This is a genomic window from Actinomadura rudentiformis (assembly GCF_008923185.1).
GTDB lineage: Bacteria > Actinomycetota > Actinomycetes > Streptosporangiales > Streptosporangiaceae > Spirillospora > Spirillospora rudentiformis.
Genome location: NZ_WBMT01000025.1, coordinates 126,307 through 139,122 on the forward strand (window position 1 = coordinate 126,307; position 12,816 = coordinate 139,122).

General features: G+C 66.3%; 12 protein-coding genes. 5 read left to right on the top strand and 7 right to left on the bottom strand.

Annotation, left to right across the window (positions count from 1 at the left end):
- Positions 1 to 9: 9 nt before the first annotated feature.
- The 3 genes from F8566_RS41405 to F8566_RS41415 all read right to left on the bottom strand — a co-directional run bounded on the left by F8566_RS41405 (position 10) and on the right by F8566_RS41415 (position 3,313).
- Entirely contained in the window at positions 10 to 1,263 is a 1,254-nt protein-coding gene (locus F8566_RS41405) for a sulfotransferase family protein (RefSeq protein WP_151568380.1), read from the bottom strand.
- A gap of 2 nt (positions 1,264 to 1,265) precedes the next feature.
- A complete protein-coding gene (locus F8566_RS41410; RefSeq protein ID WP_151568382.1) occupies positions 1,266 to 2,012 on the bottom strand; it encodes an SDR family NAD(P)-dependent oxidoreductase in 747 nt (248 codons plus the stop codon).
- A gap of 89 nt (positions 2,013 to 2,101) precedes the next feature.
- A complete protein-coding gene (locus tag F8566_RS41415; RefSeq protein WP_151568384.1) occupies positions 2,102 to 3,313 on the bottom strand; it encodes a hypothetical protein in 1,212 nt (403 codons plus the stop codon).
- Positions 3,314 to 3,642: 329 nt separating this feature from the next.
- Here F8566_RS41415 and xylA point away from each other — a divergent pair, with 329 nt between their 5' ends.
- The 4 genes from xylA to F8566_RS41435 all read left to right on the top strand — a co-directional run bounded on the left by xylA (position 3,643) and on the right by F8566_RS41435 (position 7,344).
- Positions 3,643 to 4,791 carry a xylose isomerase gene (xylA, locus tag F8566_RS41420; RefSeq protein WP_225993990.1) on the top strand — a complete coding sequence of 383 codons (1,149 nt, stop codon included), beginning with the start codon at positions 3,643 to 3,645 and terminating at the stop codon, positions 4,789 to 4,791.
- Complete coding sequence (locus F8566_RS41425) at positions 4,778 to 5,929, top strand: ROK family transcriptional regulator (RefSeq protein WP_151568388.1); 1,152 nt, start codon at positions 4,778 to 4,780, stop codon at positions 5,927 to 5,929. Before xylA ends, F8566_RS41425 begins: the two co-directional genes overlap by 14 nt.
- Before the next feature lie 111 nt (positions 5,930 to 6,040).
- On the top strand, positions 6,041 to 6,586 hold the full coding sequence (locus F8566_RS41430; RefSeq protein WP_151568390.1) for a nuclear transport factor 2 family protein: 546 nt from the start codon (positions 6,041 to 6,043) through the stop codon (positions 6,584 to 6,586).
- Positions 6,583 to 7,344, top strand: coding sequence for an SDR family NAD(P)-dependent oxidoreductase (locus F8566_RS41435; protein ID WP_151568392.1), 762 nt, complete (start codon positions 6,583 to 6,585; stop codon positions 7,342 to 7,344). The genes F8566_RS41430 and F8566_RS41435 overlap by 4 nt, the downstream gene beginning before the upstream one ends.
- A 65-nt stretch (positions 7,345 to 7,409) precedes the next feature.
- On the opposite strand, the gene F8566_RS41440 is transcribed toward F8566_RS41435, so the two are convergent.
- The 3 genes from F8566_RS41440 to F8566_RS41450 are packed head-to-tail and all read right to left on the bottom strand — an operon-like array spanning position 7,410 to position 10,567.
- Positions 7,410 to 8,282, bottom strand: coding sequence for a carbohydrate ABC transporter permease (locus tag F8566_RS41440; RefSeq protein ID WP_225993991.1), 873 nt, complete (start codon positions 8,280 to 8,282; stop codon positions 7,410 to 7,412).
- Positions 8,283 to 8,292: 10 nt separating this feature from the next.
- Complete coding sequence (locus tag F8566_RS41445) at positions 8,293 to 9,216, bottom strand: carbohydrate ABC transporter permease (protein ID WP_151568396.1); 924 nt, start codon at positions 9,214 to 9,216, stop codon at positions 8,293 to 8,295.
- A 7-nt stretch (positions 9,217 to 9,223) separates the two neighbouring features.
- Positions 9,224 to 10,567, bottom strand: a complete 1,344-nt coding sequence (locus F8566_RS41450) for an ABC transporter substrate-binding protein (RefSeq protein WP_151568398.1) — start codon at positions 10,565 to 10,567, stop codon at positions 9,224 to 9,226.
- A 294-nt stretch (positions 10,568 to 10,861) separates the two neighbouring features.
- On the opposite strand from F8566_RS41450, the gene F8566_RS41455 reads away from it, so the two are divergent.
- A complete protein-coding gene (locus F8566_RS41455; RefSeq protein ID WP_151568400.1) occupies positions 10,862 to 11,485 on the top strand; it encodes a TetR/AcrR family transcriptional regulator in 624 nt (207 codons plus the stop codon).
- 168 nt (positions 11,486 to 11,653) lie between these two features.
- Here the strand turns inward: F8566_RS41455 and F8566_RS41460 are convergent, their stop codons facing one another.
- On the bottom strand, positions 11,654 to 12,790 hold the full coding sequence (locus F8566_RS41460) for an endo-1,4-beta-xylanase (RefSeq protein ID WP_225993992.1): 1,137 nt from the start codon (positions 12,788 to 12,790) through the stop codon (positions 11,654 to 11,656).
- Positions 12,791 to 12,816 lie beyond the last annotated feature (26 nt).

The window sequence follows — 12,816 nt, forward strand, 5'->3', positions numbered from 1 at the left end:
GTCCGCCGGTCATCGGACCTCCTCGCGGACGCCGAACCGTTCGATGTAGGAGCGGAACGGCGCACGCACTTCCTGGGGATCGACCGCGAAGTCGGCACGCAGGTCGTAGACGATCTGACCGTCCCGCCCGCGCGGGTGATCGTCGCGATAGGCGACGACCTGCGCCCTGGCCTCGGGCGTGAGCTCCAGACCGGCGGCGTCGTAGATGCGCTCGACCGTGCCCATCTCGTCGGCCATGAATTCGTGGAAGCGCACGTCGACCGTACGGTCCACGGGCAGCAGGTCGCGGTCGCGGACAGCGCTGTCGAGCAGGCGGCGGATCCGGTCGGCCCAGTACTCGACGTACCAGTCGGGGCGGGTGTGCCCATAGTGCAGCCGCGCGCTGTAGGTCATCATCGTGGCGGTCGACTGGATGACCGAGACCGGATCCCGGTGGGTAACCACGACGGTGGCGTCCGGGAACGTGGTCATCAGCGGCCCGAGCTGTTCCAGGTGCTGCGGCGACTTCAGTACCCAGCGTTCTCGCGGGCGTCGCCATTGCAGGATCTGCAGCACCGTCCGCAGGTAGGCGTAGTGCGGGGTCTGGTCGTGGGATAGGTAGTAGTCCCGCCAGCCTGGGCAGCGGGCGGCCCACTCGATGTGGTAGCTGGAGAAGTCGGGCAGCTCCAGGGCCAGCTCCTCGTGCACATGGTCGGGGTCCATCGGATGCATGGAGGCGAGAAGGGGGAGCGCGCTCCGCGCAGCCTCCCAGGCCTTGTTGCACCTGTCCCATCGGGGGTCGACGCCGCCGGGCGGAACGGTCTCCCGCTGGTCGGGCACTGGCTCGCGGCTTTCCCACAGCGGCATGGAGCGGAAGCGCTTGTCGGCTGCGATCAGATTCACGAGGTGAGTGGTGCCGGACCGGGGGAGGCCGACCACGACGACGGGCCGCTCGATCGGCACGTCGTGGATCTCGGGATGCCGTTTGAGCAGGTCATGGATGCGCAGACGATTGACCGCGTGGCGTACGCAGTCGCCGAACATCGACATCCGGCCGAGCCCTGTTCGCTCGTCGTCCTCGTTCATCTCCGACAGCCACAGGGCCAGGCGTTCGCGGAAGTCGTCGGGCCCGAAGTCGTCCAGTCCACTTGCCTGGACGGCCGCTGCCAGGACGGCATCGACGCTGAGGTCGACCAGCTGAGCCTCGCCGTAGGCGAGGGCGGCCTCCTGTGCGGGCGTCAGCCGCGGCTCGGCCAGGTCGTCGATACGGATCTTGTTGGTCATGGTCATCCCTGCACCGAGTAGCCGCCGTCGACCGGCAGCGTCTGTCCGGTCACGAAGCGGGCCCCGGGACCCGCGAGGAACAGCACCGCCGGGGCGACATCGGCCGGCGTCCCGCACCGGCGCATCGGTGTGCGCTTGAGCAAGGGCTCCATCACCGCGTCCACACCGAGCATGGGGCGGGTCATGTTGGTCTCGATGAGGCCGGGGGCGACGGCGTTGACCCTGATCCCGTCGCATGCCCAGGCGACGGCCAGGCCCTTGGTGAGCTGGACGACGCCGCCCTTCGCGGCGCCGTAGGCGGGGACGAGGCTCTGACCGAAGAAGCTCGTCATCGAGCCCATGTTGACGATGCTGGCGCCACCGTCGAGCTTGCTGGCGGCCAGCAGCGGTCTGCACGCGGTGGAAAGCCGGAAGGTCGCGGTCAGGTTGACCGCCACGACCTCCGCGAAGACGTCCGGGTCCGACTCGCCCCGGCCCGCGAGGTTCTGGCCCGCGTTGTTCACGAGCACGTCGAGCCGTTCCAGCGAGGCGGCAAGCTCGTCGATGCCTGCCTCGTCGGTCAGGTTGAGCGGGCGGTAGACGAAGCCGGAAAGATCGTGGTCGTAGTCGGACGCGGCTGGGCGGGTCCCGGTGATGACCACCTCCGCGCCCGCTTCGCTGAACGCGTTCGCGATACCGAGACCGATGCCGTTCGAGCCGCCGGTGACGAGCACGCGGCTGCCGGTGAAGTCGAAGTGGATGGCTGCCACGGGGCGGGTTCCTCCGGGGGCTTCCGGGTCGGAGCGGCGCTGAGCACCGGTCCGATGGGATGGGTGAGAACGGACTCCTGCGGGGCTGGCTACCAGAGCGGGCGCTGCTGAAGCCTGGCACGCCGTTCGCGGATGATCCGTTCACGCTCTTGTCTGGTGATCCGTGGCGTGTCGGGAGGTAGCATCCCGAGCACATCGGCGACGGCGACCTTGCGTGCGGACGGCAGGGGATTCGAACTGCAGTCGGTCCAGCGCCCCTGCACGACGCCGGTCGGATAGCCCGCCGTGTCGAGCCAGTTGGGCACGCCGGGATCCGTGGCCGAGACCACCACCCGAAGCCTGCGGTCGGAGTCCAGACGCCATTGGCTTCCGTTGAGACTGCTGTGGTTGTTGTACCAGTCGGTGGTCTCGAAGATCTGGTTGGTGAGGATCAGGGATGCGTAGGCGCAGGTCTCGGGGTAATCCGACTCGATGAGCAACGCCTCGCCGTGCTCCAGCTCGTAGGCGCACTCGTAGTAGAACTGGCCGAACAGTCCGCCGTGGGTCGAGGCGACGTCCCAGACTTTGAACTTGTTGACGAAGCCCTCACGTTGCAACTGCGCGACATGCTCGATGAGGAGCATGGCGGTGCGGCTGACGCCGGGCGCGAGCTCGTGCAGCCGTCGTGCGAGGTCGGTGGCAGCGGGACGGGGACGGTTCGGCGGGACGTCGAGGCGCTCGATGGAGATCGCCGGGTCGCTTTCGGCCGACCAGTCGTAGGCGACTTGGCGGAGCAGGAGCGTGTGGGCCCGGGGGTCCAGCTCCCACCAGTCACCGGCATGGTCCGGTGGCCGAAACGGGGAGAGAAGGACGTCGAACGATCCGTCCTCGTCGGTCTTGAGGGAATTGATGTCGTGGTAGGTCGAGGCCTGGATTGCGCCATCCGCCGAGGGCGGGGCCATGGTGCCGATTTTGGCGATGCGCAGCGAACCCGCCCGCCCACGGAGCCGGTAGCTGCCGCCGGGAGTGATGTGCGCCGTCTTGTAGACGGTGTCGGCGTTCGGCTGGAAGACGTTGAGCACGACGTTGAGCGAGGGCAGGAACATGGGATGGTCGCCGTCCTTGGCGATCGCGTCGATGCTGCGGGCCGCGAGCGCGCTGAGCATCAACCGCCCGATCTCGTGCTGGGTCTGCGGATCGTCACGCAGGTGTCCGGGCAGCTTGTCCAGCATCGCGGGCGCGAGTTCGCGAAGGCCGTCGAGGAAGGCATTCCACGCGGGCAGCAGAGGTTCGGCCTGGGGGGAGTCAATTGACCCGGGCATCGGCATTCGCTTCTCCGAAAGGGGCTTTCCACTTGGGCGCTAGCGGTGCGCACATTGACATGCCGGGCCCAAATACGTTTCGGCCGCGTTCAACCTGGTTTGCATTTGTCGGCAATGACGGTGCAACCGGGCTTCGCCGACGTTAAGAGCCACGCGCCAGGTGGGACAACCACCGGTCCCATTCACCGGGAGCGAGGGCGTCGCGGGCCCGGCAGCCCGGAGTCCTGCCGGGCGCTGTGGGGCTGTTGACATTTAGTTCATCTAGTGAACAAAATAGTTCATGCTGGTAGCGGGCGCTGCGCGGCCCTGCCCTGGAACAAGGAGTGCCCGTGGCCTACACCCCCACCTCAGCAGACAAGTTCTCATTCGGCATCTGGACGGTCGGCTGGGCCGCGCAGGACGTGTTCGGAGCGGCGACCCGCGCTCTGATGCCCGCGGACCGTGCCGTTCGCAAACTCGCCGAACTCGGCGCCTATGGCGTGAACTTCCACGACAACGATGTGTTTGCGTTCGACGAGTCGGATCGTGAGGAAAGGCTCGGAGCCTTCCGCAAGGCGCTTGCGGAGACCGGCTTGCGCGTCACCACGGCGACCACCAATCTCTTCTCACATCCGATCTTCAAGGATGGCGGGTTCACCTCCAACGACCGCGACGTGCGCCGCTTCGCGATCGCCAAGGTCATGCGGAACCTCGACCTCGCCGCTGAGTTGGGTGCACGAACCTACGTTTGCTGGGGCGGCCGTGAGGGCGCCGAGTCGGGCGCGTCCAAGGACGTTCGGGCCGCGCTGGACCGCTACAAGGAGGCCTTCGACATCCTCGGCTCCTACGTTCTGGAGCAAGGCTACGAGCTGCGATTCGCGATCGAGCCCAAGCCCAACGAGCCTCGCGGCGACATCCTGCTGCCGACGATCGGACACGCTCTGGCCTTCATCGAGAGGCTCGAACACCCTGAGATCGTCGGGCTCAACCCGGAGGTCGGACACGAGGAGATGGCCGGGCTGAACTTCGCCCACGGCATCGGCCAGGCGCTCTGGCACGGGAAGCTGTTCCACATTGACCTCAACGGCCAGCACGGTCCTCGCTTCGACCAGGACCTGCGGTTCGGCGCGGGCAATGTGCGGGGTGCGTTCTGGACGGTCGACGCCTTGGAGGCCGGCGGCTATGACGGCCCGATCCACTTCGACTTCAAGCCGCCGCGCACCGAGGATGACGACGGGGTGTGGGTGTCGGCGAAGGCCTGCATGACCAACTACCTGATCCTTCGGGAGAAGGTCAGGGCGTTCCGTGCCGATCCCGAAGTGGTCGAAGCCCTGGCCCAGGCCAGGGTGGAGGAGTTGGCCGTACCGACGCTGGCCGCCGGAGAGGATTGGCGTACGCTGCGGGACGTGATCATCGACGTGGACGCCGTGGCGGCTCGCGGCATGGCGTTCGAGCGGCTCGATCAGCTCGCGCTCGAGCACCTGTATGGCGTTCGCTGACGGTCCCGCCACCCCGGCGACGGTGCGCAGGCACAACGCCCGGATCGTCCTCGGCAAGGTCCGGGCCCACGGCACCCGGTCGCGGGCCGATCTGGCGCGCGACACCGGCCTGGTCAAGGCGGCGGTCTCCGCGATCGTCGCCGACCTGATCGAAGCCGGGCTGCTCGCGGAGACCGCCCCCGCGGCCGACGGCGGCAGGGGCCGTCCGGTGACGCTTCTGCGGCTGGACGGCGGCCCGGCGGTGGCGCTCGGAGTCGAGATCAACGTCGACTTCGTCAACGCGGTCGCGGTGACGCTCTCCGGCGAGGTCGTCCTGCGAGAACGGATCGCCGCTCGTGCTCCTTCGCCGGAAGAGGCCAGGGCGACGCTCACGGCCCTGGTCGACCGGCTGGACCGGCCCCTGCTCGGGGTATGCCTGGCCGTACCAGGGTTGGTCGACCCCGATACCGCTACTGTCCGGCACGCCCCCAACCTGCGCTGGCGGGACGTGCGCGTCGCCGACTGGCTACCCGGTGGCGTTGGTTGCGACAACGACGCCAACCTCGCCGTCGTGGCCGAGCACCGCAGGGGATCGCCGGTGGACTCGGCCTACCTGACCGGGACGATCGGCATCGGGGCAGGGCTCCTCCTGAATGGCAGGGTCTACCGCGGTGGTTTCGGCTACGCCGGCGAAATCGGCCACATGCCGATCGCTGGAAGCCACGCTCGCTGCGGCTGCGGCCGGACGGGCTGCTGGGAAGCGGTCGTCGGGTTGGAAGCCTTGCGGCAGCGGACGGCGCTTGCCGCCGGGGATAGGTACGACGACAAGGTCGCGGCCATAGCTCAGCGTGCAGAAGCAGGCGAACCACGTGTGCTGGACGCACTGCGTGAACATGGCGTATGGCTCGGCCGGGGCGCCGCTGTGCTGATCAACCTTGTGAACCCGCGAGCGCTGATCCTCGGCGGCTTCTTCGCCGATCTGGCCCCCTGGTTCCTCGACACCTTCAGGGCCGAACTCGACGCGCATGTGCTGGCCGCGGACCTGGCTCCGTGTGAACTGCGCCTGTCGACGCTCGGTGTCTCCGCAGCCTCCCTCGGCGCCGCAGACCTGGTGCTCAACCGAATCTTCGCCGATCCACTCGTCCGGCGGCAGAACTAAGGAACGAGGAGCCGGATTCGCCCAGGCGGAGCCGTCCGACGTTCAGCGGATCCTTCCCGCTGAACGGGATCTCTCTTTGTCGGCCATGTGGGGTATCGCCAGACTCGCGGCATGACCCAGAAATGGACGGGCCAAGAGCTGGAAGACGCCTTCCGCCTACACGCCGATACGGTGACCGCCGCGGCCGAGTCGGGGGACTGGGAGCCGTTCGTGCGGCTGTTCCTGCCGGACGCCACCTACATCGACCCGATGGTGGGCACGATGCGGGGCCACGAACAGATACGCCCATGGGTCACCACGACGCTCGGCACCTTTCCCGGCTCCGCGATGCGCTATCCCGAAGCCTGGCACCTCGTGGACACCGAACGCGGCAGAATCGTCTGCGAGCTGCGCAACGTCCTGCGGAATCCCGGCGACGGCAGCTCCTTCGAGGAGAACAACATCACCGTCCTCGACTACGCGGGCAACGGCCGGTTCCGCTGCGAGAAGGACGTTTACGACTCGGCGACCATGATCAAGCTGATCGAGTCCTGGGGCCGCCGGTGCTACGAGCTCGGCAGCCTCAACGAGGACGAACTGGCATGGTTCGCCACCGCCTACCCCCACATCCTGGAGCGCCCTAGTCCTTCCCTCCCCTCGAATAGCGAGAGCGCATGAACAGACTGCAAGGCAAACGGGCTCTGGTCAGTGGGGCGGCTTCCGGCATCGCACGTGCCATCGTGCTTCGATTGCTCGAAGAGGGCGCCCAGGTCGTGGCCGTGGACGTCGCCGAGACCGGCTTGAAGGAGACCACCGAACTGGCCGACGCGGGGGACCGTCTTTCGACCAAGCTCCTGGACATCTCCGACGAGGCCGCCGTCCAGCAGGTCGTTCCGGCGGCCATCCAGGAGCTCGGCGGACTGGACGTCCTCGTCAACGCCGCAGGCATCCTGCGCGGCGCGCACACCCACGAATGTTCTCTGGACCTGTGGAACCGGGTCATCTCGATCAACCTGACCGGAACATTCCTGATGACCCGCGAGGCGCTCCCCGCCCTCCTGGCGACGCGGGACGGCGTGGTGATCAACTTCAGTTCGACCTCGGCCTTCTTCGCGCACCCCTACATGGCGGCCTACTCGGCCAGCAAGGGCGGCGTCGCCTCGTTCACCCATAGCCTCGCCTCGGAATACGGCAAGCAGGGACTGCGGGCGGTGAACATCGTTCCCGGCGGGATCAGCAGCGGTATCACCGACAATATCGGCGGTCTCGTCCCGCCGGACACCGACTGGGGCCTGTTCATGAAGTTGAGCCCGGCGCTGCCCGGTGGCATCCCCGGGCCGGAGAAGGTGGCCGGCGTCGTCGCGATGCTCGTCTCCGGAGACGGTTCCTTCATCACCGGCACCGAGATCCGCGTTGACGGCGGCGCACATCAATAGGGTCGAGTGACCTGCCCCCGCCCTGGGGGCAGGTCACCGCAGCCTGCCGTCCGGCTCCAAGTTCCTCATCCCTTGACTCCGGACCCGACGACGCCCCGGATGAAGTAGCGCTGGGCGAACAAGAAGATCAGCATCACGGGCAGGACGTACAGGGCGGCCGCCGCTGCTTGCACGGTCGGCAGGGGGTTGCCGTGTGGATCCTGGTACCAGGCCGTGATGGCCACGGACAGCGTCGTGTGGTCGGCGTCGAGCAGCAGAGCGGGTGCGATGTAGTCGCCCCAGTTCCAGGTGAAGGACAGCAGGAATGCCGTGACCAGCACGGGACGGGAGAGGGGCAGGAAGATCCTGACAAAGATCCGTCCCCAGCCGCAGCCGTCGATGATCGCCGCGTCCTCCAGCTCGCGCGGGATCGCCGCGAAGAACTGCCGGAACAGGAAGACCAGGAAGGGGGACGCGGCCAGGCCCCACAGAACCCAGGGCCAGTAGGTGTTGACCAGCCCGATCCGGGAGAACAGCACGTATGTCGGCAGGATCGTCAGAACCTGCGGCAGCATCATCGTGGACAGCAGCACGAGGAACATCACGCGCTTGCCGGGGGCCTGCAGCCGTGCGAATCCGAACCCGACCACCGCGCTGGACAGTGTGATGAGCACCGCGTAGGTCGTTGCCAGGAACAGCGAGTTCATCGCGTAGGCGGGGAAGTTGATGTCCGTGAACGCGTGGGTGAAGTTGCTCCACTGCGGTTCCGCGGGCAGGATCTTTGTAGGCACGGCGACCCACTCGCCGCGTGTCTTGAGCGCGGCCAGCAGCAGCCAGAAGAACGGACCGGCGAAGACCACGGCAAGCGCCAGCAGGATGATGTAGGTGGCGCCGGCGCTTCGGCGTCGGCGCCGCAGTGCCGGGCGACTGCCGACCAGGCGTGTCCTGCTCGTGTGCACCGCATGACTCCTAACGGTCTGCATCGCTGTCGACCTCGTAGTGGACCCACGAACGGCTCGACCGCATGAGCAGCAGGGTGAAGGCGAGAGTGATGAGGAAGAGGACCCACAACATCGCCGAGCCGTAGCCGAAGCGGTTGCTCAAGAAGAACTGCTCCCACACCTGCACCATGTACAGGTGCGTGCCCTGCGGCACCTGACCAAGAGTCACCATGCTGTTGGTTTCGGCGAGGAGCAGCGGTTGCACGATGATCTGAAAGGTCGCGATGACACCGGTGATCACCTGAAAGTAGATGACCGGTGAGATCATCGGCACGGTGACGTGGCGGAACACCCTCCACGGGCCCGCGCCGTCCATGCGGGCCGCCTCCTCGAGCTCGGTGGGCACTCCCTGCAGCGCGGCGAGCATGATGATCATGCCGCCGCCGACGCCCCACAGGCACAGGAGGATGAGTGCGTAGAAGGCCATCGGATCGACGAGCCAGGTGATCCGGTCGAGTCCGGTGACGCTGAGGATGGCGTTCAGAATGCCGGCGTCCCGGTTCAGGATGAGCTTCCACATGATGGCCGTCGCGACGATCGGAACGACGGACGGCAGGTAGAAGACGGTGCGCCAGAGCCCCACCGCTTTCAGCCGGCGGTTGAGCAGAACGGCCAGGCCGAGCGCGCCGACGACGCTGAGCGGCACCACGATCGCCGTGAAGACGATCGTCCTGACCAGGGCCGCCCAGGCGTCCTGGTCGCCGAGCAGCTCTGTGTAGTTGCGCAGGCCGACCCAGTTCCACCGGGGCGAGCTGCCGTCGAAGTTGGTCAGACTGATGCCGAACGCGTACAGGAGCGGTGCGGCGGTCAGGAGGAGAAAGCCCACTACCCACGGTCCCACGAACAGGTAGAACGTTCTCCTCGGGTAGCGGGACCAGGTGTGTCGTGCCATGTCCGCCTCAGCCGATTCGCTCTTTGCCCTGCTTCAGCAGCTTGTTGATCTCATCGGTGACCGCGGCGCAGGCGGCGTCGACGGTCTGCTTGTTCTTGATCACTCGTTGCAGGTGCTTGTCGAGCGTGGCGTTCCAAGCGTCGGCCGTGACGTACGGCGAGTCGGGGAGAGGGGCGAGGTACTGGAGCTCGCTCTGGGCGACCTTGTGCGCCTGCTTCTGGTACGGCAGGTCCTGCGGCAGCTTAGGGAGCAACGACTTCAATGAAGGAAGCCCCCACCCGCTCTTGGCCCGTTCCTGCGCAGGCGGGCCTGCAATGAAGTACTCCATGAACTTCCAGGCCTCGTTTTTGTGCTTTGTCTTGGCCGGAATCCATGCTCCTTGGCCGGAGTAGCAAGGACTGATCCGCCTGTCGCCCATGAGCGGGGCGGGCGCCATCCGGATGTCCTTGTTCAGGGCCGAGTCCTTGATGAAGTTGCCACCGAACCAGTAGCCGTCCTGTGTGATCGCCATCCGTTTGGCGCTGAAGGTGGACATGTCCGAGCCGTCCGGCAGGGGGTTCAACGACGTCGGGCCAACGCCCGCCTTGGCGAAGTCGACGTACCAGCTGAAGGCGCGGCGCGCGGCGGTCGTGGTGAAGTCGACCTCGCTCAGGTCCGCGCTGTACAGCTGCGCGCCTTGCTGGAGCACCATCGTGGCCATCGGGGCGTACAGGCTCCAAGCCCACTCGACACCGAGGCCGAAGACCTTCGTCGATCCGCCCTGCTTGACTGTCAGACGCTTGGCGACGGCCAGCAGCTCGTCGTAGCTCATGGGCTGCGAGTCGCTCAGGTGCGGAACCTTCGCCTGGTCGAACAGCGCGGTGTTGTACCAGAGCGTCGCGTCCTGGCTCCAGTCCTTGACGATGCCGTAGTAGCCACCTTGGCCGATCCTGTGGCCGTCCCAGCGGAAGCTGTCGTTGACGGGATGGAGATCGTCCTTCTTCAACACCTGGCTCTTCTCCAGGTAGGGAGTCAGGTCCATCGCGAGGCCCCGGGCGTTCGTGTTCGCGCTGCCCACCGCGCCGCCGATCGTGATGTCCGGCGGGTTGCCCGAGGCCAGCATCGCACTGAGGCGCGCAGGGTCGTGCTGCAAAAACCTGATCTTGATGCCGGGGTTCTTCGCCTCGAAGTCGGCGATGGTCTCCTTGGGGAGGTCCTCGGCGCTGAACATCGCGGTGAGCGTCACCGAGCCGCCGCTGCCTGATGAACCTGCGTTACAACCGCTGAGCAGCGACCCCGCCGCGGCACTGCCCGCGGCGGCGGCTGCTCCTGTGAGCAGTCGCCGCCTGCTGATCAGTCCAGATGTGTTCATGTCGACCTCCTGGCGCGGGTGTGACTCAGGCTCCTTCGAGCGACCCGGGGTGGTTCGAGCGACCCGGGGCAGGTGGAGGCGACACTACAGCGAAACCCGTACACCTGCTACATTTTCCCTCGGTTAATTCGTCATAACGTCGAGCCCATCCCGGCGGTGCCGACCCGCGGTGGAGCCGATGGCGTTCGGGGAGCTGCAAGTGATCGAGATTCGAGAAGCGGCGCGTGCCAGGCCGGCTGAGACAGCACGGTCGCAGCGGCGGGACACGACGGCGGCCGTACTATGGTTCCTGGCATGAGCGCGACGAGACCCGGCCGTGTCCGAGGCCCGTATGCCAAGTCGGCACAACGCTCGAAAGAGATCCTTGAGGCGGCTACCGCTGTTTTCGCGGCTCGCGGTTATCACGGTGGAACACTGCGCGACATCTCACGTCAGCTCAATCTGAGCCTGACCAGCATCGTGCACCACTTCGGCACCAAGTACGAGCTGCTCGAAGCGGTTCTGGAACGGGCAGACGTGACTGTCGGGACGGGCTTCGCGCCCTTCGACTTCGAGGCCGACTGCGTCGAGCGTGGCGTCGCCCTCGCAACCATCGAGAGGGTGCGTTCCAATCTCGAACGACCCGAACTGCTCAGGCTCCTGGCGATTCTCGCCGCGGAGTCGTCCGCCCCGGATCATCCTGCTCACGGCTGGTTCGTCGAACGTTACCGAAAGAAGAGCGCATCGCTCGCCGAGGCGTTCGCCTACGATCAGACTCAGGGCCGCGTCGATGCGGCTCGCGATCCCCGGCTGCTGAGCAGTTTGCTCATCGGCACCTGGGACGGGATTCAGTTGCAGTGGCTCATCGATCCGTCACATGACATGGAGCGGGCCATGCGCACGTTCTTCGAGTGGGCGGTCCCTGAAGCGCTCTCGTGAGAGTCACGATGCAGCTGAGGGCCTCGGAAGGGCCATCCTTCGGTTCTGCCGGCTTGCGGGCCGGCAAGCACCGAAGGATGACCCTGTTCAAGGCGAGTAGGGACTGCCGCCATGAGGGCGGTCGTGCTTCATCCCGGTCGTCCCCGAGGTCTTCTGTTGCGAGACGAATCAGTGACGCGCCAGAGCGGCCCAGATGGCGAAGAAGGCCGGCTTCGGGCGGTACTTGTCGTCGAACACCAGTGGCTTCGCCCCCGGGACCCAGGTATATGCGTGCTTGTCGGTGAAGCCCCAGAAACTGATGTCCCGTACCCCGGCGTCCAGCGCCTCGTTGACGATTTTCCCGTAGATCTCCGCCTGGTTCCCGAACTCGCCATTGTCGGGAAGGGGAGTCAGGTGCACGTCCATCTCCGTGATGGCGACCTGGAGGCCGAGTGCCTTGTAGGACTTCACGATGTCTGTGATCACCCCGGGCTCGGGCGGCGAGAAGGTCAGGTGCGTTTCGAGCCCGACACCGCTGATGGGCACACCTTTCCGCACCAGGCCGGCGACGAGGTCATAGAGCTCTTGGCGCTTGGCCGGGTAGTACTCCACCAGGGCCTCGTTGAGGAACAGCTTGGCCTTGGGGTTTGCGGCGTGCGCGATGCGGAACGCCTCGGCGATGTAGTCAGGGCCGAGGACCCGGTAGAAGTAGTTCTGCTCGAGCCCGGTACCGCCGAAGGTGGACAAGGCCTCAGTGATGACGTCCCACCGGTCCACCTTTCCGGCGTACCGAGTCATGAGTGTTTTGAAGTGGGTGGTCATCGCGGCGCGCAGCTGAGCCGGATCCTGGATCTGCTCCAGCCAGGGCGGGTTGCAGCAGTTGGAGATGAGGCCGTGGCCCTTGACCGCCATGCGGTTTTGTTTCGCGAAGGCGACGAGCCGGTCGAGCTTTGTGAAGTCGAAGACGCCTTGCTGCGGTTCGCTGAAGGCCCACTTCAGTTCGTTCTCGGGCGACAGGCTGTTGAACTGTGTCGCGAGCACCTTCGCGAACAGGGGCTCATCGAGATAGGCCGGATTGATCGCCCCGGAACCGATGAGAATGCCCGTCCGAGCCGCTTGCCCTCGCAGGGTAAGCGCCGCCGCATCAGCATTGGCGGCCGGAAGGTATGCGCTGGTGACGAAGGTGAGAACGGTGGCGATGATGAGCGCGCTGATCCGCCGGAATCCACGACGGTGAAGGGACCGTGTCCTGGCACGCCCGTAGCTGTGACTCGGTTGTCTTCGGAAAGCGCATGCACCAGGCAGAGTCGATCGTAGGTTGCTCACCGTACCTCCTGTGAAGACGTGAACGC